Source organism: Gardnerella sp. c10Ua_244, from assembly GCF_055818055.1.
The window spans coordinates 341587-365117 of the sequence record NZ_JARFVS010000002.1; the positions used below are offsets into that span (position 1 = coordinate 341587).

At 40.0% G+C, this 23531-nt stretch carries 18 protein-coding genes; 7 read left to right on the plus strand and 11 right to left on the minus strand.

The annotated features are described in order from the left end of the window. Positions 1-196 precede the first annotated feature (196 nt). Positions 197-1948, plus strand: a complete 1752-nt coding sequence (locus P0108_RS04690) for an acetolactate synthase large subunit (RefSeq protein ID WP_174182542.1) — start codon at positions 197-199, stop codon at positions 1946-1948. A 149-nt stretch (positions 1949-2097) separates the two neighbouring features. Here P0108_RS04690 and P0108_RS04695 read toward each other — a convergent pair whose 3' ends face one another. Then, positions 2098-3063: a nucleoside hydrolase gene (locus P0108_RS04695; RefSeq protein ID WP_012914360.1), complete on the minus strand. Its 966-nt coding sequence runs from the start codon at positions 3061-3063 to the stop codon at positions 2098-2100. A 259-nt stretch (positions 3064-3322) separates the two neighbouring features. On the opposite strand from P0108_RS04695, the gene P0108_RS04700 reads away from it, so the two are divergent. From P0108_RS04700 to P0108_RS04715, 4 genes are read left to right on the plus strand one after another with little or no spacing between them, the layout of a single operon-like run. Then, positions 3323-3934 carry an ECF transporter S component gene (locus P0108_RS04700; RefSeq protein WP_012914361.1) on the plus strand — a complete coding sequence of 204 codons (612 nt, stop codon included), beginning with the start codon at positions 3323-3325 and terminating at the stop codon, positions 3932-3934. Positions 3935-3988: 54 nt separating this feature from the next. Next, positions 3989-4795: an energy-coupling factor transporter transmembrane component T gene (locus P0108_RS04705; RefSeq protein ID WP_473730806.1), complete on the plus strand. Its 807-nt coding sequence runs from the start codon at positions 3989-3991 to the stop codon at positions 4793-4795. Further along, on the plus strand, positions 4779-5633 hold the full coding sequence (locus P0108_RS04710; protein WP_041160522.1) for an energy-coupling factor ABC transporter ATP-binding protein: 855 nt from the start codon (positions 4779-4781) through the stop codon (positions 5631-5633). The genes P0108_RS04705 and P0108_RS04710 overlap by 17 nt, the downstream gene beginning before the upstream one ends. Beyond that, entirely contained in the window at positions 5617-6462 is an 846-nt protein-coding gene (locus P0108_RS04715; RefSeq protein WP_012914363.1) for an energy-coupling factor ABC transporter ATP-binding protein, read from the plus strand. The genes P0108_RS04710 and P0108_RS04715 overlap by 17 nt, the downstream gene beginning before the upstream one ends. A 46-nt stretch (positions 6463-6508) precedes the next feature. Here P0108_RS04715 and P0108_RS04720 read toward each other — a convergent pair whose 3' ends face one another. The 10 genes from P0108_RS04720 to P0108_RS04765 form a co-directional block, all read right to left on the minus strand. Beyond that, positions 6509-9643, minus strand: coding sequence for an alpha-mannosidase (locus tag P0108_RS04720; protein WP_162863112.1), 3135 nt, complete (start codon positions 9641-9643; stop codon positions 6509-6511). 90 nt (positions 9644-9733) lie between these two features. Next, positions 9734-11890 carry a DNA primase gene (gene dnaG / locus P0108_RS04725; protein ID WP_369827455.1) on the minus strand — a complete coding sequence of 719 codons (2157 nt, stop codon included), beginning with the start codon at positions 11888-11890 and terminating at the stop codon, positions 9734-9736. Beyond that, positions 11884-13167 (minus strand): deoxyguanosinetriphosphate triphosphohydrolase, encoded by a 1284-nt coding sequence (locus P0108_RS04730; RefSeq protein WP_102155718.1) that lies wholly within the window; start codon positions 13165-13167, stop codon positions 11884-11886. The genes dnaG and P0108_RS04730 overlap by 7 nt, the downstream gene beginning before the upstream one ends. Before the next feature lie 61 nt (positions 13168-13228). After that, on the minus strand, positions 13229-14608 hold the full coding sequence (gene alr / locus P0108_RS04735) for an alanine racemase (protein WP_103013834.1): 1380 nt from the start codon (positions 14606-14608) through the stop codon (positions 13229-13231). A gap of 85 nt (positions 14609-14693) precedes the next feature. Then, on the minus strand, positions 14694-15233 hold the full coding sequence (locus P0108_RS04740) for a GNAT family N-acetyltransferase (RefSeq protein ID WP_103013833.1): 540 nt from the start codon (positions 15231-15233) through the stop codon (positions 14694-14696). 54 nt (positions 15234-15287) lie between these two features. Beyond that, positions 15288-15782 (minus strand): S-ribosylhomocysteine lyase, encoded by a 495-nt coding sequence (locus tag P0108_RS04745; RefSeq protein ID WP_004118906.1) that lies wholly within the window; start codon positions 15780-15782, stop codon positions 15288-15290. A gap of 116 nt (positions 15783-15898) precedes the next feature. Beyond that, positions 15899-17581: an ABC transporter ATP-binding protein gene (locus tag P0108_RS04750; RefSeq protein WP_116440489.1), complete on the minus strand. Its 1683-nt coding sequence runs from the start codon at positions 17579-17581 to the stop codon at positions 15899-15901. Continuing rightward, positions 17578-18462, minus strand: a complete 885-nt coding sequence (locus P0108_RS04755) for an ABC transporter permease (RefSeq protein WP_288231147.1) — start codon at positions 18460-18462, stop codon at positions 17578-17580. Before P0108_RS04755 ends, P0108_RS04750 begins: the two co-directional genes overlap by 4 nt. A gap of 42 nt (positions 18463-18504) precedes the next feature. After that, positions 18505-19470, minus strand: a complete 966-nt coding sequence (locus tag P0108_RS04760; RefSeq protein ID WP_076002963.1) for an ABC transporter permease — start codon at positions 19468-19470, stop codon at positions 18505-18507. Positions 19471-19689: 219 nt separating this feature from the next. Continuing rightward, the gene (locus P0108_RS04765; protein ID WP_033888460.1) at positions 19690-21381 is read right to left on the minus strand and encodes an ABC transporter substrate-binding protein; all 1692 of its coding nucleotides are present in this window, start codon (positions 21379-21381) and stop codon (positions 19690-19692) included. Between the two features lie 481 nt (positions 21382-21862). Here P0108_RS04765 and pdxS point away from each other — a divergent pair, with 481 nt between their 5' ends. Together pdxS and pdxT are read left to right on the plus strand one after the other, a co-directional pair. Next, on the plus strand, positions 21863-22798 hold the full coding sequence (gene pdxS, locus P0108_RS04770; RefSeq protein ID WP_076002965.1) for a pyridoxal 5'-phosphate synthase lyase subunit PdxS: 936 nt from the start codon (positions 21863-21865) through the stop codon (positions 22796-22798). 2 nt (positions 22799-22800) lie between these two features. After that, complete coding sequence (gene pdxT / locus P0108_RS04775) at positions 22801-23394, plus strand: pyridoxal 5'-phosphate synthase glutaminase subunit PdxT (RefSeq protein ID WP_473730807.1); 594 nt, start codon at positions 22801-22803, stop codon at positions 23392-23394. Positions 23395-23531: the final 137 nt, after the last annotated feature.

Sequence of the window (23531 nt, forward strand, 5' to 3'; positions counted from 1 at the left end):
ATCGGGTTAAATTCCCGACAAAATCGTTGCAATAACAATAAATTAGCAACTATTAATAGCGTGATTTAGCCTAAAGTAGCTACCATAAAATTCCGCCCTTTTTTATGACACGCGCATTGCAAAAATTGCGTTTAAAGACAAGATTGCGTATATCATATTAAAACAAAGAATTTGTTGTCTACACAAGAAGCGAATTATGGCAGAAATAAACAAAACAGAAGATCAGAAGCTTGAACAAAAACTTGCTCGTCAAAAGCATCTTCGTGAAAACCACAAGCGCAATACTGCAGATTTAGTTGTTGAATGCTTGGTAAACGAAGGCGTTGAAGTAGTATTCGGTATTCCAGGTGAGGAAAATATTCCGCTTCTTGAAGCAATTGAGCGCGATGGACGAATTCGTTTTGTGCTTACTCGCCACGAGCAGGGCGCTGGTTTTATGGCAGCAACATACGCTCATATTACTGGAAAACCGGGCGTATGCTTGGCAACTCTAGGTCCTGGCGCATTGAATTTAACGCTTCCTGTAGCTCAAGCAAACGCAAGCACTACACCGCTTGTAGCGATTTGCGCACAAGGTAATGTTTCTAGGCTTTATAAGGAATCTCACCAAATTATTGATTTGGTTGCGCTCTTCCAGCCAATTACGCAATGGTCTTCTATGATGCTTGCTCCAGAATCTGCGCCGGAAATGGTTCGAAAAGCTTTCTCTATTGCCGGTCGCAACCGTCCGGGAGCCACGTGCCTTGTTATTCCGGAAGATATTAGCGAAATGCCAGCACCTGACAACGCAAAGCCTCTTCCACTTCCGCATCCGCTGCATATTATGCCAGCGCCGGACACTATTGAAGAAGCTGCGAAAATTATTAGTCAAGCAAAGCAACCTATTATTTTGGCTGGAAACGGCGTTGCGCGCTCTCACGCTGAGGCTCAGCTTCTTGCTTTTGCTGAGCAGCTTAATGTGCCAGTTGCAACTACTTTCGAAGGTAAGGGCGTTTTCCCAGATAATCATCCGAATGCACTTGGCGTAGTCGGCTTCATGCATCGCGATTACGAGAACTTCGCGTTTGATACTGCTGATTTGATTATTGCTGTCGGCTTCTCAATTCAGCAGTTCGACCCGAAGAAAATCAACCCAAATATTGATAAAACTATTATTCACATCAATACTTTTGTGGAAGATACCGACGCGCACTACCCTACTGCGCTGAATATTATGGCGAATATTGGCCAAACGCTTAAAACTCTTACAGAAGTATTAAAGACACGCAACATCACTTTCGACGTAAGCCACCCACGTATTCGACAACTGCTTACGGAAGAATTACATTCTTGCGAAAACGACGAAAGCATGCCAATGAAACCGCAGCGCGTAGTTTACGATATTCGCCGCGCTGTTCCTGAAGGCACGAAGGTACTTGTAGATACAGGCGCTTTGAAAATGTGGATGGCACGCTTGTACCCAACTATGCACCCGAATACTTGCATAATCGACAACAGTCTTTCAACTATGGCTTGGACGCTTCCGGGAGCTGTTGGAGCTTCGTTTATTCGCGATAATTCCGGCAAAATTAACACGAAACCGGTTTTGGCTGTGATGGGCGACGGAAGCTTTATGATGAACGTGCAGGAAATTGAAACTGCAGTGCGCGTTGGCAGCCGAATGGTAGTTCTTGTTTGGGAAGATAACGCTTATGGCTTAATTAAGTGGAAGATGGAACTTCATGCAGGCGAGCACGAATACGTTGATTTCCATAATCCGGATGTGCCAAAACTAGCTGAAAGCTTTGGCGCGCGCGGTCATGCTGTTAAAAAGCCGGAGGATTTGTACAACATGCTGCGTGAAGCACTGGATCAGAAAAACGGTGTCGATGTGATTTCCTGCCCAGTTGATTACAGCGAGAATATGAAGCTTATTGAAAAACTCGGCGATATTGACTTTAGTAACTAAAATATATTTATACTGAAAAAATATACGCATTAATTTATACGCATTAAATATAAATACGACCGAGAAAGTTTGTGAACAACCATAAACAAACCCGGTCGTATTTAAATGTTATTTCAATATAGAAAGCATGTTGGTAAAAATAAATTTTGCTAATCTACAACATGCAAAGTACGATAAATGTAATTTTTATATTTTTCGGGATTAAGCCTACTACATATTTCAACATTCGGAGTTTTACCAGAGAAGAAATTAGCATCAACAAGAACTGAGCCATAACTTGGTCCAGGAGTTGCATCAACTTGGCAATAATATTTTGTGCACTCGCTTATACATTCAGGATATAACGCAGCGGCAACAGCAGATGGATCAGCCATATCTAGATAAGCATCCCCAAAACGGCTAACATTCATTTCCATTAATTCCCTATTACAATCAATGACAAACTTACCGAGTTCTCCACTTTTGCGAATATTAGCAATTTCTTGTGGATTCAGCATACATTCTCCCAAGCATGCGTCCCATCCAACAAACATAATATTTTTAAGACCAGAATCAACTAATATCTTTGCAGCTTCTGCATCTTGCCAAATATTAAATTCTGCTACAGGAGAAACATTTCCACGACCTAAACCAGCAGATCCCATAACGACTATGCGACCAACTTTTTTCATCGCTTCATAATCAACCTTAATAGCTAGAGCAATGTTAGTTAATGGTCCTAATGCAATAATATCTATTTCACCATCTTCACTGTTTCTCAAAGTTTCGATCATTTTCAAAACAGCATTACCATTACTTTCTTTCAAACGATGAGGAACTAGACCAATATCACCCATTCCATCTCTACCATGAGTTTCATGAGCATAAGCCAAATCGCGTAACAGCATGCTTCTGCTTCCTTTATATACAGGTGGCTCATATGAACCAGCATGCTCGATAGTAGTAAGCGTATTAATAGTCGCTTGTTCCATGCACACGTTTCCTGATACAGTGCAAAACATTAATATCTCATATCTAGGATCATTTAAAGCCATGGCGATTGCCATAGCATCATCCGAACCACAATCTGTATCTATTATTATTTTCTTTTTAGAATAAATTCCTTTATTTTCCATAAACTCTCAACATCCTATCAATTAATAGAAACTGTAGTTTCAGATGTAACTAACTTTAGCGTGCAGCTGAAGCAACACATACTGCAAGCATTATAAAACCAAATGTTATTTATATACGCAAGCGCGTATATGCCGTATATATGTCATATACTCGCGAAAATTTATCAAAAACACTAAATATTAATTTACAAACTTTATAAAGGTATCTTATAATCCATGAAAAGATTATATTTGTAGTAATAAAATAGGAGGTAGTTGCATGAAACAGATAATTAAATCATTCAAGGAAGAATTTACTACTGCTGCAGTTGTCACAATACCATTATGTGTTGCTATTAATTATATTTCTGGCACTATAGCTGGCGTACTAAAACTACCTATCTTCCTTGATACTATAGGCACTTTATTTGCATGCATGGTTTTTGGACCACTTGTAGGAATAATAACTGGAATGCTATCTTCAATAGTTTCATCAATCACTATGCCAACCATGCTTCCATTTATAGTGGTCAATATTGCTCTGGCCTTATGCGCTGGCATTCTAGCAAAACATAAAATGTTTTCAAATTATATGAAAATTTTTATTTCTTCAATAATCATGGCAATAGTATCCATTATTATTGCGGCACCGATAGTAGTAATAGTATTTAGCGGGTTTACTGGCGGAGGATCATCTATGATAGCGGGTTTAATAACTGCATCTGGAGTGAATATTTGGATTTCTGTATTCTCTGCTGAAGGATTCTTTACTTGGGCTGATAGAATATTAACAATCATTATATGTTTAAGCGTTATAAAATGCTTGCCCAATAAATTACTGCTTCTTTTCCCATTAGGTTCACTTTACTTAAAAAATTCAGATTCTGAATAGTAAAAATTAAATCGAGTCTACTATATACAGACAAAGATAAAAGTAATTATGCACATGCATTATATAGATACTATTAATCAAGTAAAAAATACAAATACGTTTGTAACGCTGTATCCTACAACAAAATTTATATTGACCATATATTTGATAATAGTAGACATTATATTAAATACTTTTTCATTCACATTATACTATTTACGACTTTTATTGTTCCCCTATTTTCTTGCTCTACTTATTCTGATGATTCTATGCGGAATAAAAAAGAATGGATATAAACTTGTAGCAAGTATAGCCATGTTCTCATTATTTGTTGCAATATTTCAAGTTGCTTTCTATAGACAAGGAAATGCAATATTAAATCTTAATTTTTTGCAAATTACAGATACAGCATTGTCTAATTCTATAACGCTTGGAATGAATACCTTAAACATATCAACTATAGTCATATGGTTTTTCCAAATAACTGATATAGAAGATATTACAATATCTTTAAGCAAACTTGGGATGAGCAATAAAATATATTTCATAATACTTTCTACTTTCCAAACTATTGATTATTTACAAATGCAAATTAAAGCAATCATAATCTCGCAAAAAAGTCGTGGAATAAACTTTAATGGAAATTTAATACGTAGAATTGGCACATTTACTTCGATTTTGCTTCCAGCATTTATTACTTCACTAATAAACATAGAGCAGCGCATAATGATGCTTGATTCAAGAAATTTTTTTAGTTCAGAAAAAAAGACATATATTAAACAGGTTAATCATAATGGTCACGAAAAATTAGTACTAGCAATAGGAACAATTACACTAGTTTTTCTTATTCTAGGAAGAGTAATTTATGGTTATCTCATATAATATTTGCGATTTTTCATACACTTATCCACTTACTTCAAAACCAGCTTTAAGTAACATAACAATACAGATAGAATCAGGGAAAATATATGGAGTAATTGGAGCTAACGCTTCAGGTAAATCAAGTCTATGCTTATCTCTTAAGGGTTATATTCCTCATTTCTATAAGGGAGAATATTCTGGAAAAATACTATTAAACAACACGATTGATTTAGTAAAATCTGATGAAAGTGGCAGCATAGGCTTTGTATTTAGCGATCCTTTTTCACAGTTAAGTCATATTAAAAAAACCGTATTTGAAGAAATTGCATTCAGCTTAGAAAATCGCAACACCCCTACTCAACAAATAGAGAGTCGAGTTACACAAGTTATGCAATTACTTAACATAGAACAGCTTGCGCTTCAAAACCCACTAAGCCTATCTGGCGGGCAAATTCAACGCGTTGCAATCGCTTGCGTTATAGTGAATAATCCAGAAATACTAATTCTTGACGAACCTACTCTACAACTTGATCCAAAAGAAACTAAGAATATTTATAATTTTCTACAAAAATACAAAGATGAAGGACATACTGTAATAATTAGTGAACAAGATACAAATTTGTTAGCAGAATATGCAGATAATATTATTGTTCTTCAAAATGGTTTTATAACCCATTATGGGAATAAATATGATGTTTTTTATGATGAAACCTTCCCTTCTGACTGTATTGATATTCCAGAAGTCGTCAAAATTGTAAAAAAGTTACGTAATTTTGATATTCAAATAACGCCTAACATAACAGATATAAGCAAATTAATAGTTTTATTGAAGGAGAAATGCAATGAGCACCGCAATTAAATTGGACGATGTAAGTTTTCAATATCCTTCAAATGAAAAAATAAAAAATAAGAACAATAATAAACAAGAAAAATCATGCAAAATTCTAAAACACGTAAATGTAGAATTCGAAAGTGGTGAAGTATGCGCAATAATAGGTAGCAATGGAGCAGGGAAAAGCACTTTAGCCAGAATAATAGACAATTTATTACAGCCAACTTCTGGTGACATAACTATCGAAGGAAAACAATATAAAACATTAAAGCAACACGATATTACATCACTCGTTGGTTATATTTTTCAGAATCCAAATGATCAAATTTTTAACAGCACTGTGCATAAAGAGATTACATATGGGATAAAGAATATAAACAATGATCTTTACCGTCGCATTGTGAATCTTACTGGTTTAAACGATAAAGAAAATACAAACCCATTTAATTTGTCATTCTCTGAAAGAAAATTTATTAACATTGCATCTGCACTGCTAAGAGAACCACATATTATTATTATGGATGAAGTGACTGGCGGGTTGGATAAGCTACAAAAAATGCGACTTGTAAAAATACTTAATTATTTACATACGATAAATGTAACAGTATTATTTATTACCCATGACATGGAATTTGCATACAAAAATTGTCAAAATGCTCTCATACTTGATAATGGAAATGTGCTATACAAAGGGAGCATCGAATCTGCATTTCAGAATGTAGAAATAGTAAGACGCGCGCATATTGACCAACCAATCATAGTGCAGATAATGAATGCGCTCGAAATTAACTATATAAATACAGATAATCCTATATGTGCTTTAGCTAAATATATTGCAAATCGCAATAATCATTAATGTATGTGCAATCACAAGTATCAAAATATAAACAAAAATATCAATATTAAGATGCAATGTGAATGCGCAATGAGCATAGCTGAAAAGGATGTAATTCTATATTTAACACGTCATTATTCTTGTGCAAAGCTACAGGCATACCGTGCAACACGGGCATTTCCATAAGATCCACTTCTTCAATCGAAGCCGCACGCAAGATTTTATTGAGTTTTATTTGCCCACTTGCGCAGCCACCACATGGCTCGTAAATACGCAAAATTATATCTCCAGAACAATCGTCAGCTAGCTTAACCCAATCTAATGCAATTAGACCTGAGTTTCTATGAATCGTAAACAGCGGATCTACATCTGGAAGCTTATCAATAATTGGCGAATTCAAAAAATCAGCTATACTTAGCACTGAATCCATATTTGCATCAGCAATAAATGACCAAGTAAATTCATGCTTACCTTGATCCGTATTTGGATCTGGGTAAAGAGGCGCAGAAAGCAAAGATAATCTGAGCATAGTTCCACAAGATGAAACATAATCGCCAATAGGAGCAGCATCAGCGCCATAAGTAGACGAATTCGCAACTGCAACAGCATAAGAGGAATCTTCTATACGAACAAACCTATGCGTGCATGATTCAAATTTTGCGTCATCACTACGAGTATTTTTTACTATTGGACGTTCAACTAAACCATATTGACACTCATATTGCGCATTATTTGAACATATAGATGTTGGCATATCTACTTTCAAAAATTGCTCTTTAGCTTTCCAATCAACTTGTGCATGGAAATCAAGTCGTTTAACACATGGCTCTAAAATTATATTTGTTTTAATCTTTATATCTTTTTTACATGCCAAGATTTCAACAGACACACCGCCCGATAAAAGTTCTTTAACATCAGCAATTGAGGAATCATCAATCTTACGATTCCTCATAAATGCATCTCTATCAACATCCCACGCATCCCATTGATACGGCTCATCTTTTAGTATCTCGTATTGCGCCATGCGATAACCAGATGGAATTAGCTCGCGATTAAATTTAATATCTTTAACAGAAGATACTGTGCCATCGCGTTCAATAATCACACTTAAAACACTATTATTAAGAATTATTCCACCATCATTTTTGTGTTTTACAGTTGTTTTATTATTTTTACCGCTTTCATTGCATTGATATAAATTCCAAGCGACCTCATTTTTACCTGTATAAGTCAATAACTTTACATTTTCACGCATACTAATCGCGCTAATAGTGCCAGTCGCACTGTTAGCTTTTACAATCGCATGAGCAATATCTGAGATAATCTTACGTAAACAAGAAATATCTCTAGCATATTCTTCTCTAGCTTGCCTATGAACCCATGCAATAGCAGAGCCTGGAAGAATATCGTGGAACTGGTTCAGTAATAAAGTCTTCCAAATTCTAGTAAGCTCATTGCTATTAAAACGGTATTCTGGCGCATAAACTCGAGCTAAAACAACAAGATATTCAGCTACGCGCAACAATGATTCCTCCATGCGGCAATAGCGCTTCATATCTTGCTGAGAAGTAAGAGTTTTCCTATGCAACTCTAGATAAAGCTCACCTTTAAACACTGGTGTATTACCATTTGAATCGTCAACAATATCTTTTCGTATTTTTTCAAACAACTCATCAGGAGTGCCGAAATCAACTCTAGGAGCACCCTCTAAATTACAATCACGCCTAATACGAGCAGTCATTTCGCGAGTAGGTCCGCCACCGCCATCGCCAAAACCGTATAACAATATTGCGTGATCAGATAAATCTTTATCCAAAAAATTGCGTTGAGAATAAACTAACTCATGCATGCTCACAGCTGAAGCATAAGTATTAGATGGAGGAAAATGAGCTAAAATCCTAGAACCGTCTATTCCTTCCCAAAGGAATGAATGATGCGGGAATTTAGTGGTATCGTTCCAAGAAATCTTTTGAGTTAAAAACCAATCAAATCCAGCGCGGCGAGCAAGTTGAGGCAATGCTCCAGTATAGCCAAAACTGTCTGGGAGCCAAATGCCATGAGGTTCAACACCAAGATGCTCCTTAAAATAGCGCTTACCAAAAGTCATTTGGCGAATTAAAGATTCACCGCATGGCATCATTACATCGGACTCAACCCACATACCACCGACAGGTATAAAACGTCCTTCCTTAATCCTATTTTTCATACGCTCAAACAAATCGGGATGCTCGTTTTCTAGCCACTCGTATTGTTGAGCAGAACTCATAGCATAAGTAAAATCAGGATCCTCATCCATAAGAGCTAAAACGTTAGATATTGTGCGTGCAACCTTTCTATGAGTCTCGCGCACAGGCCATTGCCAAGCAGAATCAATATGAGCATGCCCGACAGCCGTATGCTTTATAGAGCTTGCTGCAGCAGGGCAACTTAATACATTAAACAACTCTTTACGAGCATTTTGAACAGTAGAAAAATCATGCTCATCATATGCGTTTAAGGAGAGCTGTAAAGCTTTAGCTAATTTCCAATAACGCGGATTATCATCATTTAATTCGCGCATCAAAGAACTTACAGTCTCAAGATCTATATAATAATCAAAAATATTACGATTAAAAACGGTAACGTCAACATACTTCAACATATATTGGCATTCGGTTTTTCCAGTAGCACAATCTCCTAAATCAGTAGGAGAAAATGGAGCAGATCCTTCAACAAATGGATTGTCTGCAGCTTCTAAATATAAAGTAAAATTACCATTTTCATCAATACTAACAGAACGATTATTATGTTCATCAATCAATGGAACCCAATGATTACAAGGGTTTACAGCTTTGATAACTCTTCCATCGAGATTATATACTAATCCTTCAGCTTGAAAACCAGGAAAAAGATTGCTAATCCAACCTAAATCAACATTTAGCTCAACTTTGCGCCCTTTTACCTTTGAAAAATCAATCGACCCTGTAACTTCAAACCATGTTGTACCCCAAGTTGTTCCCCAAACACCTGGAACATTAAATGAGCTAAACACAATATCGTTTCTTTTTAGCTTAGAAAAGAATTCGTTAGAAGAAATAGGTTCTCCAGCAATCTCATATGCTCGAATTTTACAGTGCGATAAAACAATATTTATATACGGATATAGGCGTTGTTGCATAACTCTTGTACAGCGATTCAACTGCTGCTCAGGTAATAAAAACATTGTTTCTACACTTCTTTCTTACATAGCTACACATTTATATATAAATCGCGTATCTCGGTATATAAAGACAAAACAAGTAATTGATACATCTTATAGAATTTGCGATTGTAAGTTTTTGCGAGCAGCTTCCATTGAAGTAATTTTTCCTAGAAGCTCAAGCTTTTCCTGACCATCCTTGAGTTTCGCCATACGCGCTCTAGCAGCACCGATCCTACGCATATAGCCAATATCAAGAAGGCGAATAAGCAGCTCGTTTGCATACTTACTTTCTGCACTCGTAGCTTTTCGCAAAAAATCTGAAGGAGATCCGTTTGTAACTTGCTGATTCTGTCGATTGCCGGTATCTTCCAATGTATCCGCAGGAGAAGGAAGCGGCAACGGCATTACAGAAAGTTCTGTAATAACGGATTCAAGCAAAGGACCTGCAGCTTTTGTCATCATGTGCAGCCACAATCCTTGCGAAACATTGCCAACTGGCAATCCACCTGCAGCTACAAATGCCTGAAACAGCGTACGAAATACTGGTGTAATAAAATTATTCAAAGTCAATTGCGCAAATAATTTTTCATCAAAAGCAAGCGGAACTTGCAAAAGTAACGCCATAAATTGTTGTTCGCACATAAATACAGCATCATCCACACGATAATAATGCTGATTTTTAGCAGAACTTTTAATAATTCCCATGCGAGAAGCTTTAAAACCTGCATTACGATCGTCATGAATTTGCTGACCAAAAGGCGGAATAACGTTATGCTTTTGCGCATAAGCATCGTCGTCACGCACTTTCAAACGTCTACGCGCAGACTCAACTTCATTGCGCATAACAGCTAAATCAACGCCAATTGAGCGCACGGCTTTGCGCATATACAAGTCAAGCAGCGAACGGTCTCGAATTTGCGCAATAAGAGGAGCGACAGCCTTTATAGCGCCCATTTGACCAGTAGTGTACGAAGTCTCAAAACGATTAATTACTGTGTCAATAACGAAATCGTATAGCGGACTTGCATGTGCAACAAGCGAACGCACAGCGTCGTCACCGCGCTGAATACGCAAATCGCAAGGATCGAGATTATTGTCTGCTACAGCAACAAAAGTTTGCGTCAAAAACGCAGAATCCAAACCAAAAGCGTGTAGCGCAGCCTTTTGACCTGCAGCATCACCGTCGAAAGTAAAAACGATGCGCGAACTTACAGACTGTCCATCTACCTTCAGCGGACCAACAAGCTGAATTGCACCCAAAGAATCGTCTGCAATAAGGCGGCGCACAATTTTTGCATGCTCAACGCCAAACGCAGTTCCGCAAGTTGCAACTGCAGTATCAATACCAGCTAAATGGCATGCCATAACGTCCGTGTAGCCTTCGACAATTACAACTTGACGCTTTTTTACAATATTTGCTTTAGCTAAGTCAATTCCGTACAAAACTTGCGTTTTTCGATACAGTGCAGTATCGGGAGTGTTAATATATTTTGCGCTAATGGAGTCGTCGTCATAAAGCTTTCTTGCACCAAAGCCAAGAGTTCGACCAGTCGAGTCGCGAATAGGCCAAGTTAAGCGACCGCGGAAATAGTCATATATTCCGCGCTGACCGAGTCTAGCGAGACCAGCATCAAGAAGTTCTTGACGCGTAAAACCTTTATTTGCCAAATATCTAACTAAATTATCCCAGCCTTTAGGCGCGTAACCACAAGAAAAACGCGCACTTTGTTGCGGAGTAAAGTTTCGCCCTGCAAGTAATTCGCGCGCAGGAGCTGCCTCTTTAGTGCCGAGATTTGAAACGAAAAACTTTTGCGCTTCTTCATTTGCTTCTAAAAGCCTGGCTCGTTTAGAACCGCGCGCTTGAGAATCATTATTTTGCTCCTGCTTATAATGCATCTCAATGTGATAACGATCTGCTAAAAACTCGACCGCTTCACGAAAATCAATATTCTCTTTTTGCTCAACGTACTTAAATACATCGCCGCCAGCGCCGCAACCGAAACAGTGCCATACTCCCAAGCTTGGTCGCACACTAAAACTTGGCGTTTTTTCATCGTGGAATGGGCAAAGACCTACAAAAGTGCCAGTTCCGGAAGGCTTAAGCGTCACTGTTGCAGACACAATGTCATACAAATCTGCCGCAGCGCGCACGCGCTCAATGTCTTCTTTCACAATCATTCCAACCATGCTATCTAGCTTATCGCAAATCTGCGGCGAGTGGTAAATTTCTTCGCCAGTGCTGGAAACTCCTAGTGGATTCGTTAGCACAAAGCCGCGTGAAGAGTTGTAGCAGAACCGTCTGTAAGACTTGCTACTTGGTCGATTGCAACACGAAGACGCTCATCATCGTTAGTGCACTCGTTCCAATCTCCCACGAATACTTCCTCCATTGCATCGTGCGAGCGCGGCGACTTGCTCATAAATACTTCTACTAAATCTGTCAAAATTTTCTGTTCGCGCTTATAAACTTCACGCTCTCGAGGGGCGATTATAAAGTGCACAGCTAAGCTTTTCAGCATCACAATTTCGTAGGAAGTATTTTCCGGAATCACAAGGTTTGCTCGGTAGCGAACAAGCGGACCGTTGCCATAACGCTCACGCGTAGCGTGCTCAACAGAGCTTGCAAAACGACCAATAAGAGCACTAGTAATATTTTTCAGCTGCGCTAGCGCTCGACGAGAACCGTCGAAAGAATTAGGAAACATGTGAAGCGAGCGCAAACGTTTCAAAGCATCCAAAAGTTTATCTACATCCCAACGCTCACCATACCATGCGTGGGTTTCTTCAATAACTTCATCTACAACTTTTGAATCTGCAACTAAAGCCGGATTAAAAGCGCCGGTTACAATCGCATCCTCAATATCATGCACACTGTAAGCAATGTCGTCTGAAAGATCCATTATTTGACATTCCATTGGTTTTGCTTCGCATGGAGCACCAATTTTCAGCCATTCAAACACATCTCGATCATCCGGATATACGCAGAATTTCAAATCACGCTCGCCTTTATCGTGTGCTTTTGCTTCTTCTAATCCCCACGGATACTTCACTGCAGCATCTAATGCTGCGCGCGTAAGATTTACTCCTGCACTACTGCCGTTTTCACGAAAAACTTTCGGTTCCAAGCGCGTAAGTAAGCGAAGAGTTTGTGCGTTTCCTTCAAATCCACCAATATTTTTCGCTAATTCTGCGAGCGCGCGTTCCCCGTTATGGCCAAATGGTGGGTGCCCTAAGTCGTGCGATAAACAAGCGCAATCAACAACATCCGGATCGCATCCAAGCATTGCTGCAATTTGCCTACCAATTTGCGCAACTTCCAAAGTATGTGTCAAGCGAGTGCGAGCAAAATCATCCGAGCCTGCAACTAAAACCTGGCTTTTTGCACCCAATCGACGAAGAGCAGACGAGTGTATGATTCGCGCGCGATCTCGTTCAAAAGGCGTTCTCACACGAGTGTGATGAGGCTCACTCGCCCAGCGCTCAGTATCATGCAAATCGTATTCGCCAACGATCTCATTATCCGATGCAATTACTTCGTCGCACATACAGCACCTCTTTTATTTGCAATTAAGGCTATTTTAACCTTCTAAAACAAGCAGCAACAAACTATATAAGACTTTTTGCGTCCAGTTTTGCAATATCGCTAGAAGATAGCACTTCATAAGCGTTGCGGTAAAGCCGCGGCACGCGAGGCCCAATTCCAGTCATGATTTCGTAGCTGATTGTTCCTGCAGCTTCTGCCCAATCGTCTGCAGTAGGCTCAGCAAATTCCACGCCTCTTCCAGGTCCAAAAAGCGTTACAGTATCGCCTTCTCGAACGCCTAACTCTGAAGCATCTCCTTTTAAATCGACTATGAACTGATCCATACAAACTCGCCCAGAAACGTTCAAAATTCGCGCACCTTTATTGGTTTCTACTCTAACTGGTCCGCCCGGCTTATCAATATGACGAGCACCTTGCATATCAAATCCAGAGGCAGAACGCAAAATTCCGTCAGCGTAGCCAAGCGGCACGATAGCAGTACTCGTATTATTTGGAGTTAAATACGTACGCCCGTAGGAAATTCCATGCCCTTCTTCTACAGCTTTTACAGTGCCAAGTTGCGCTTGAAGCGTCATAGCTGGTTGCAATCCATAAGTTTGCGAATCCCCCATTGCAGGATCCGGCTCGTATCCGTACAAACCAATTCCTGGACGAACAAGTTCAAAATGAATTTCAGGACGATTAAGCGTTGCAGCAGTATTCGCTAAATGGCGGATTTTAGGTGCTAAACCAGCTTCACTCATGCGATTTGTAAACTCGTGGAATTGTTGGATTTGCCGGTCGGTTGCATCTACAAATTCTGGAACGTCCGGCGAATCTGCCACAGCTAAGTGACTCCATTGACCAATAACCTCAATTACACCTTCGCTCGCATACTGCTTTAACTTTGCTAAAGCGGCACTAAAACCTTCTGGCGTAAAACCGTTTCGTCCAAAACCAGTATCGACTTTTACGTGCACGCGAGCAGACTTTGCTAAATTACGTGCAGCAAAAGCTACAGCATCAAGAGAGTCAATAGAGCCTACAGAAATATCGATATCTGCTGTAATCAAATCTGCAAATCTCGTAGTTGGAGCACTAGTAAGCCAAGTGAGAATATGACAACGGCTAGAATCAATACCAGCTGCACGCAAACGTAACGCCTCGTACGGTTGAGCTGTGCCAAGCCAAGTAGCACCTCCAGCTAAAGCCGCGAGCGCACTAGGAATAAGCCCGTGACCGTATCCATCTGCTTTTACGACTCCCATAACTTCCGGCGCATTCTGACCAGGCTGCAAATCTTGCAAAACGCGCGCAACCAAAGTGCGCATATTGTCTCGAAGCGCCTTCAAATCAACAATTACCTGCCCGGGGTATACGCTTAACGCGCGAGCATAGTTTGCTTCTAACATTGCCGCATTACTTGCACTATTACTTACCGCATTACTTAAATCTGTACTCATAACTCACCTAACCGATTTAGTATGCTTTTAATGCTACATGCTCTTTTGCATACTCTCTATAAGCTTTTTAAGAACACATGCGCATTCATATGACATGATTAAGCGTTTGCAACCATTGGTATGCAATACGTACTGCACTGTGTGCGCGATCTGGAATAACAACCAACCCACAACGACTAAACCCTGCACGCGTAATTACTTTTTGCATAATTACGTTATCTGGATGCGTGTCAATGCGTACATTATTATAGTTTTGCTGCACCCAATGCAAGCACGCTGTTGCCATTTTTGGTTTTATTCCCGAAGATGCTAAGCGGTGAATTGTTACATAGGGGGAAATATCATCAAGCCACGCACCGTCAATACTGGCATACACTTCATCAACACCTTCGCATAATGCGAATTGCGCTAGAATACGCTCGTTACATGATTCTGGGTCCTCGTCAACAATCAAATAGAAACGTTTTAAACGAATATCCTCAATAACACTTGAAACAAGTGGAAAACTATTCCCCCACTGATGAGGATTGCCTGTAACACGCATAAATTTGCGAGCATTTTCATAAATATGCTCAATATTTCGCAAGTCACCAAGAGTTGCTTTTCTCAATGTTATATCTTCCATGTCAACCTCTAAAAAGAAAGCAAATAAAACTACGCAAAATTAGCTAATTATTACTTACACAAGTTTGCGCTCAAAAGGATCCGAACTAATTCCCTTCGCTAGAATATCTTTACACCATTGACTAGCACCAAATAAACTGTGGTCTCTATAGTTGCCGCAAGATTCAATAGTTGTTGCAGGAACATCATCCCAGGTGGCATTAAACGCAATAAACTCAAGAGATTCCTTTAAAGCGCGCGCCACATCTTCTGTGCTATGTTCACCCCAAGTTAGCAGATGAAAACCAGTTCTGCAACCAAAAGGTGAGCAATCAATATAGCCATCAATACGCTCGCGAAGTAACACTGCAATCATATGCTCAATTGTGTGCAAAGCTGCAGTAGGAATCGCTTCCTCATTAGGCTGCGTTAAACGAATATCATAGTTGGAAATAACATCCCCATTAGGACCTTTTTGCGTATTGATATAGCGCACATAAGGTGCTTTTACTTTAGTATGATCTAGTTCAAAACTTTCTGGTCTAGGTCTAGACGCATCCTGCTTATTCATAAGTATTCCCTTCGCTTAACTACACAATAAACAACGTACTCTTTACGTACTAAGTACTTCTATAGTAGACGGTAGTTGCCTAATTAGTTGAAAGATTTATTAGTTGAAAGATTTATTTACATGATTGCTGCGTTTACAAGAGCACGAGTATAGTCATTTTGTGGATTATTGAGCACATCATTTACACTGCCACATTCCACAACTTTTCCTTCATTAAGAACAATAACTCGCGTTGCTAAATGCCGAATCATACCCAAATCATGACTTACAAATATGCATGACATGCTTTTACGCTCGGAGCGAATGGACGCAAAAGCGTCTAAAATGCGAGTTCTTTCAGCAACGTCAATTGCACTCATAGGCTCATCAGCAAGCAAAACTCGAGGATTATTGATTAATGCGCGAGCAATACAAACACATTGCGCTTGACCACCAGAAAGCTCGTGAGGGTGACGTTCCAAAAAATCTTCAGGCTTTAAGCCTACTAATTTCAACATTTCGCAAACACGCTGCTCAATAGTTGCATCGTCTAATTTAAGCGATTTTCGCCATATTCTAAGAGGCTCAGCAACACTTTTTTGAACTGTCCAGTGTGGATCCAATGCAGCAAACGGATGCTGAAATACAAGCGACGATTCGCGTCTCATAAGCGTACAAGCATTTTTATTTACTTCTAATAAATTTGCATTATTTACGATTTCACCGCAATAAGTAACGTTACCTTCGCAAAGAGTTTCAAGCCCCAACATAGCGCGTATAAGAGTTGTTTTGCCGGAACCAGATCCGCCAATAATCGCCAAAGATTCGCCAATATTAAGATTTAAATCTACACCGCTTAACACTTCAGCACGAGTTTTTGCTCGACCTAAAGTAACGTGAATATTTTTTGCATTTATAAGCGAATTTTCTTCACTGTTGCCAATATGGGAATTAAATTTCTTAAAATCAGCGTTTTCAGAATCAACGTTTGCAGAACCAGTATTTGCAGAACCCACTTTTGCAGAATCTAAATTTTTAGAACCCAAATTTTGCGCTCTAAAAGTCAACTTTTTAGCAGCACTCACTAATTGTTTAGTAGAAGAAATACGCGGATTATCAAGCAAATTCTTAACATTTTCACTATCGACCACACGCCCAGAATCAAGCACATAGCAACGATTAGCAGCATGCGAAAGCACAGAAAAATCGTGCGTTACAAAAAGCATTGAAGCGCCCATATCATCTACAAGTGAAGCAAGCATTCGCACAACTTCACTTTGTGTAACCGAGTCAAGCGCAGTAGTAGGCTCATCAGCCAAAATCAAACGCGGAGAGGTAATCAAAGCTGTAGCAATACCAACTCGCTGCTGTTGACCTCCAGAAAGCTCAAACGTGCGTTGAGATGCGAGATTTTTCGACAACCCTACTTTTTCAAGCATCATGCATACTCGATTGTGAATATCGTCATCATCTAGATTGTAATGTATTCGCAAAGGCAAAGAAATTTGTTTTTCAACGCTTAACATTGGATTAAGCGCTCTATTAGCTTGCTGAAATACTACACCAACGTATTTTCCACGAATAGAAGCTAAATTTTCATCTTTTGCTTTCACTGTTTGAAGATTGCCAAGCATACAAGAGCCTGAAATTTCAGCATTTGACGGCAATAATCCAGTTATAGCTCGAATTAGCATAGATTTGCCAGAGCCAGAAGAACCAACTAAGCCAACACGCTCACCGTCAGAAATCTCAATTGATACGTTGTCAAGAATTAGTTTTCCGCCAAGTTTTAGCGTGAGATTTTGAATATTTAAGCTCATTTTTCCCCTACTTTATTCGCACTTTTTGATGAAGGATCTAAAACTTTGCGCAATACGTCACCAAAAAGATTAAGAGCAACAACAACTACAGTCACAATCAAACCTGGCCAGACAACCGATAAAGGATTTACGTGAATTAACGAAACAGAAGTAGCCAACACGCGCCCCCAGCTAGGAACTCCAGCAGGAACTCCAATACCCAAGTATGTTAAGCCACTTTCAGCCAAAATAACAGTTCCTGCAGAAAGAGAAAGCTCAACAAATGCAACAGGAATAATATTTGGTAAAACATGATGAATAAGAACATATTTACGCGATGAACCTTGCAAAACAGCTGAAGTCACATAATCAGATTGCAACGCAAGCTGCGCACTCGGCCGTACAATACGTGCTAAATTCAAGCCATAGCCAGTTCCACAAGCAATAACAATCACAACAACACTAGCTCCAAACGGAACTGCAAGCATAAGCGCAATTAAAACAGTTGGAATAGAAATCAATGCGTCAACAGACATAATACTTATTGTGCGAACAATTTGTGAACTAGAAATCATAAAGCTCAAAACAATAAACCCAACACAAGCAGCAACTAGAACAGTAGAAAAAACGAGAATCAGCTCAATTCTTGAACCTGCCATAAGCCAACTAAGCATATCCGAACCAGTGCCGTCCGTACCAAGCCAATGCGAAAAAGACGGCTTCTGCCATACTTTAAAACCGTTAGTTTCTAAAAGTGAGTACGGAGTCCATAAAAGCGAAAGCAAAGCAACAAAAAACCATATTGCAAACGTTAAACACACAAATTTACCGAAAGTAGCATTCCATACGCGCTTACATAAAGTAGATTTTACTTTGATACTTTTTTTAAACATATTGCACATAAAAACTCACCTTATTCGCATGTTAGATTCAACAATAGGAAATTAATTCAAACTATCTTTAGATAACCTAGGGTCAAGTAGTCGGTGCGTAATGTCAACTACAAAGCCGATTAGTAAGAACAATGCAGCAAGCATAAAAAGCTCACCTTGCACTGCAATTAGATCGCGCAAACCAACATCTCGAACCATTCCCGTACCAATACCAGGTAAGGAAAACAGGTTTTCAATAACCATCACACCCATAACCATATGAGCGAAAGTTAAACCAATAACAGATACGAGTTGAGGAAGAGCAAGCCGCAAACCAACACGCCACACAACTTGTTTGCGAGTCATTCCGCAAGCCATAGCTTGAGAAGCTACTTCACTTTTAACAATATTTTCAACAGTTGCAGCAGTGTAACGCATAAAACTAGAGCCAACAATAAGTCCGACTGTAAGAGCCGGAATAAGAAGAGACGCAAAAGCTTCAGGAAATTCGCTCCAGCCATCTGTAGGGAAACCTTGAGTTGGCAACAAACTGAACACGCCAATACCGCGTCCTAATAGCAAAATAAGTAGCATGCAACCCCATAATGCTGGAACAGAGCCTGCTGTAATAGCCAAAAAGCGCATAATTGCCTGTGGAAGTTTGCCTTCATGAGTAATTTGCAAACATCCAAGTGAAATACCAACTACTAAAGCAATAAACAGACCCAAAAGAATCAGCGGAAAAGTAATAGAAGCACGCATCGCAATAGTTGAACTTACAGAACGACCAGTCAACATAGACACACCAAAGTCACCGCGGAAAACACCACAGATCCAGTCAACATACTGCGTAAAAAGTGGTTTATTAATACCAAGTTCTGCTCTAAGCTCCTCTACTTTTCCGCGAGGAGCGTTTAAGCCGGCCATAACTTGCGCAACATCGCCTGGAAGTACACGTAACGATATGAAAATAACTACAGAAATGCCAAGTAAAGCAAGAAGAAACAGCAATACTCTGTAGCAAATCATACGAAACATAAAATGCCTACTTTCTATGTTCTTCTAGTCGAAACACACCACAAATACACAAATTCGGACACTAGTGCAGTTTGCGCGCTGCGCGAGTGTCTTATTTTGCCCATTTTGGGACACTCACGCAGATTACATACTGCGCGAGTGTCTCTGATTAGTGGTTTTCGGACACGCGCGCAGTTTCATTTCTACATTAGAAACTAGATGGCGACTAGCAAATAAAAATCAACTAAGTCGCAGGTTGTATAGCGGCAAAATCTCTTGATTCATGTCAAAAGGCATTCCTTCAAGATTCTTCACTTTCGCAGTTACAACGCGATAGTTGAACAGCCAATCAGCAGGAGCATCCTCGCTAATAATTCGCGCAGCTTGAGCAAGCAATTTGTTTGACTCTTTAGGATCCGCACAAAGCATAGCTTTAGCATACAAATCCTGGACTTGCTTATTGTCGTATCCGTAGTAATACGTAGGATCCGCCCACTGCCCAAAATCGTGACTCTCATTGTGATCAACCATCGACAAATCATACTGCTTATTCTTATAAACATCCTGAAGCCAAGTAGTAAACTCAACAATATTAACTTTCAAATTGATTCCAATAGGCTTCAATTGCGAGCGCAGCTGATCGCCAATTTGCGTGCCGTAAATATTCGGATAAGTAAGCGTCAAATCCATAGGATGTGATTCGTCAAATCCGACTTCCTTCATTAACGCCTTAGCGCGATGCAAATCATGTGGATACAGCTTAGTTAAATCCTCATAACCAGGGTCAAGAGAAGGAATTGGACCGCCAAGAGCTAAATCCGTTCCGCCACGAGATGCAATAATTTGCTTGTGATCAATCGCGTAACGAATAGCTTTGCGCACGCGCTTATCTTTAGTACGTTCGCCTTTCATATTCATCGCTAGAACAAATTTATCTGTGCCATTACCTGCACTTACATCGTAACGCTTGGAATCATCTTTAAAAGGCTTAGCAAGTTGACCAGAAATAGGAGCCAACGCTTGCACAGAGCCGGAAGAAAGTGCGTCAACTGCTGCGTTATCGTCAACAAAGTAGCGAACTACTATCTTATTAGTTTGCGCACGATGAATACCTTTATAACGCGGATTTGCTTTTAAAACAACACGATCATTTGGCACAAATTTGTCAATTAGATACGGTCCAGAACCGACTGCTTGAGTTTTTGCATCATACTTTGCGTTTTTATCAAAAACTAAACCTGAACGACTGCAAAGTGCCCACAAAAGCTTAGCATTTGGCTCTTTAAGAGTGATTTCAAACGTGTAATCATCTTTTGCTTTAGCAGACTCAACTTTTCCAACCATGTTAGAGCCGCGATATTTTTTAGCAATAAGCTCGTTAAACGACCATTCCGCATCATGCGCAGTAAGTCTATCGCCATTAGAAAATACAGCGCCCTTACGCATGTGGAATGTGTAACGCAAACCATCTTTACTTATTTCCCAGCTTTGAGCTAACGAAGGAACTACCTGATTAATATCATTGCGAGCAACTAAGCCTTCATACACGTTACCAATAAGCAACTGGTCAAGCGATGAACCTGATTGGTTACGGATATCAAGATTCGTAGGAGCTAACTTTAGACCTATAGATACAGTTTTGTTCGAAATTTCCGATACTGAATTTGATTTATTTGGTTTATTAGATGTAGTAAGAGTTGCAAAAATTGCACTAAACACCACTACCAAAACAATAGCTAAGCTAAATAGCCATATCTTGCCCATTTTGCGTTTCGAGCCTGAATAAGCATATTTTTCAGCTTCATTCAGCGAAGAGTCAGTGCTCGCAGCGAAAGAAGTGCTTTTGTTAGCTTCATCGTTAGTTTTACCGGAGAATTTTTCAGTCGCGCCGTTTTCTTCGTGCACGCTTTCCTCAGGTTTGCTGTTAGACATACCATAAACCTTTCTTAATGGCATATAAACATTATTTATTTGTTATTATTTATTTTTTATTTATTCTTTATTTATTCTTTATTTATTCTTTATTTATTCTTTATTTATTCTTTATTTATTCTTTATTTATTTTTGTCTTATAGCTCGCCGCTTTATTGGAAATGCACATTTGCAAACATAACTATTTGCATACCACATAAACCCAAATACAAGTCGACTGCATTACTAATCGTAGTCGATTGACAAGCCAGTCTCACCTATGGCGCGTCCAAAAAATCAAATCATATTTTGTATATTTTTGTAATATTTTTATACCAATACATATGAGATATATCCTACGAATGTGGTTAAATTCCAACAGAACGTAAACTTGCAAACGTACGCAATAATCGACATAAGATTACAGCGTAGAAGCGCGCAAATTCACGAAATATTAAGATGCATACACGTATCTCATATGTTAAAACTAAAGCGAGGAATGATGGCTGAGAACTTGAATACTACGGTAACTGTGAACGAATCCTCGGATCCGCAAAATAAAAGCGGCGAAGACCGTACAGCATTGAACCGCCAATTGGCGCAAATGCTTAAGGGTGGCGTAATTATGGACGTCACCACCCCAGAGCAGGCGCGAATTGCTGAAGATTCTGGCGCATGCGCAGTTATGGCTTTGGAGCGTATTCCTGCCGATATTCGTGCAGCAGGCGGCGTTTCTCGTATGAGCGACCCGGCTATGATCCACGGCATTCAAGAGGCTGTGTCTATTCCTGTTATGGCAAAATGCCGTATCGGTCACTTTGTTGAAGCACAAGTGCTTGAGGCTATCGAGATCGACTACATCGACGAAAGCGAAGTGCTTTCTCCAGCCGACGACGTGTATCACATCAATAAGCGCGATTTTGCTGTGCCTTTCGTTTGCGGCGCTAAGGATTTGGGTGAAGCTTTGCGCAGAATCAACGAAGGCGCTTCCATGATTCGCACTAAGGGCGAGCCAGGAACTGGAGACGTGATTCAAGCTGTGCGTCACATGCGCATGATGAATTCCGCAATTCGTAAGCTTACAAGCATGCGCGAGGATGAGCTTTTTGAAGAAGCCAAAAATTTGCGCGTGCCTTTCGAACTCGTAAAATACGTTGCACAAAACGGCAAGCTCCCTGTTGTTAACTTCGCAGCCGGCGGCGTTGCTACCCCAGCCGACGCTGCTTTAATGATGCAGCTTGGTGCCGAAGGCGTATTCGTTGGCTCCGGTATCTTTAAGTCTGGAGACCCAGCAAAGCGTGCTGCAGCAATCGTTAAAGCTGTAACTAATTACAAGGACGCCAAGATGATTGCTAAGCTTTCCGAAAACTTGGGCGAAGCTATGGTTGGCATTAACGAGCAGGAAATCAAGCTTTTAATGGCTGAGCGAGGCGAGTAATTTTGTCAAACTCACCTACCAATACTGATAACTCCGCTCATACTGTAGCAGTTTTAGCTGTTCAAGGTGCTTTTCTTGAACATCGCTTAATGCTTGAAAAATTAGGCGCACACGTTATTGAACTACGTCAAGCGCGCGACTTGGAGCAGTCTTTTGACCGCTTAGTACTTCCGGGCGGCGAAAGCACTGTGCAAGCTAAGCTTCTTCGTGAGCAAAATATGCTCGAACCTTTGCGTGAGCGCATTGCAGGAGGAATGCCTGTTCTTGGCACTTGCGCAGGTTTGATTTTGCTTGCGAAAAACGTGGAAGGTGACGAAGTAAACGGTTTTGGCACTTTAGACGTAACAGTTAAGCGCAATGCTTACGGACGTCAGCTCGGAAGCTTCCATTGCAAAGCTGAGTTTGGTGAGCTAGGCAATGTGCCGATGACGTTTATTCGCGCACCTTACATTGCAGAAGTAGGCTCTAATGCCAAAGCTCTTGCAACTGTAGAAGGTCATGTTGTCGCCGCGCGCCAAGGAAAGCAAATCGGCACATCCTTCCACCCGGAGCTTGACAACGATACGCGAATCCACCAGCTTTTCCTGGATTTGTAATCTGATTCGTAAGCGCACCGATACAAAAAGCCTTCGCAGTAGCAATATCTGCGGAGGCTTTTTGATTACAGACACTCGCGCAGTGCTCAATCTGCACCAGTGCCCGAAGACCGGTAAAATCAGACACTAACGCAGAA

What these genes read in the sequence shown, in the direction of transcription:
- P0108_RS04720 (WP_162863112.1), bottom strand. Translation starts at nt 9,643, where the DNA reads ATGTTTTTATTACCTGAGCAGCAGTTGAATCGCTGTACAAGAGTTATG.
- P0108_RS04690 (WP_174182542.1), top strand. Translation starts at nt 197, where the DNA reads ATGGCAGAAATAAACAAAACAGAAGATCAGAAGCTTGAACAAAAACTT.
- P0108_RS04705 (WP_473730806.1), top strand. Translation starts at nt 3,989, where the DNA reads ATGCATTATATAGATACTATTAATCAAGTAAAAAATACAAATACGTTT.
- P0108_RS04700 (WP_012914361.1), top strand. Translation starts at nt 3,323, where the DNA reads ATGAAACAGATAATTAAATCATTCAAGGAAGAATTTACTACTGCTGCA.
- pdxS (WP_076002965.1), top strand. Translation starts at nt 21,863, where the DNA reads ATGGCTGAGAACTTGAATACTACGGTAACTGTGAACGAATCCTCGGAT.
- P0108_RS04695 (WP_012914360.1), bottom strand. Translation starts at nt 3,063, where the DNA reads ATGGAAAATAAAGGAATTTATTCTAAAAAGAAAATAATAATAGATACA.
- P0108_RS04730 (WP_102155718.1), bottom strand. Translation starts at nt 13,167, where the DNA reads ATGTGCGACGAAGTAATTGCATCGGATAATGAGATCGTTGGCGAATAC.
- P0108_RS04750 (WP_116440489.1), bottom strand. Translation starts at nt 17,581, where the DNA reads ATGAGCTTAAATATTCAAAATCTCACGCTAAAACTTGGCGGAAAACTA.
- P0108_RS04765 (WP_033888460.1), bottom strand. Translation starts at nt 21,381, where the DNA reads ATGTCTAACAGCAAACCTGAGGAAAGCGTGCACGAAGAAAACGGCGCG.
- alr (WP_103013834.1), bottom strand. Translation starts at nt 14,608, where the DNA reads ATGAGTACAGATTTAAGTAATGCGGTAAGTAATAGTGCAAGTAATGCG.
- P0108_RS04760 (WP_076002963.1), bottom strand. Translation starts at nt 19,470, where the DNA reads ATGTTTCGTATGATTTGCTACAGAGTATTGCTGTTTCTTCTTGCTTTA.
- P0108_RS04755 (WP_288231147.1), bottom strand. Translation starts at nt 18,462, where the DNA reads ATGTGCAATATGTTTAAAAAAAGTATCAAAGTAAAATCTACTTTATGT.
- P0108_RS04745 (WP_004118906.1), bottom strand. Translation starts at nt 15,782, where the DNA reads ATGAATAAGCAGGATGCGTCTAGACCTAGACCAGAAAGTTTTGAACTA.
- P0108_RS04715 (WP_012914363.1), top strand. Translation starts at nt 5,617, where the DNA reads ATGAGCACCGCAATTAAATTGGACGATGTAAGTTTTCAATATCCTTCA.
- P0108_RS04710 (WP_041160522.1), top strand. Translation starts at nt 4,779, where the DNA reads ATGGTTATCTCATATAATATTTGCGATTTTTCATACACTTATCCACTT.
- P0108_RS04740 (WP_103013833.1), bottom strand. Translation starts at nt 15,233, where the DNA reads ATGGAAGATATAACATTGAGAAAAGCAACTCTTGGTGACTTGCGAAAT.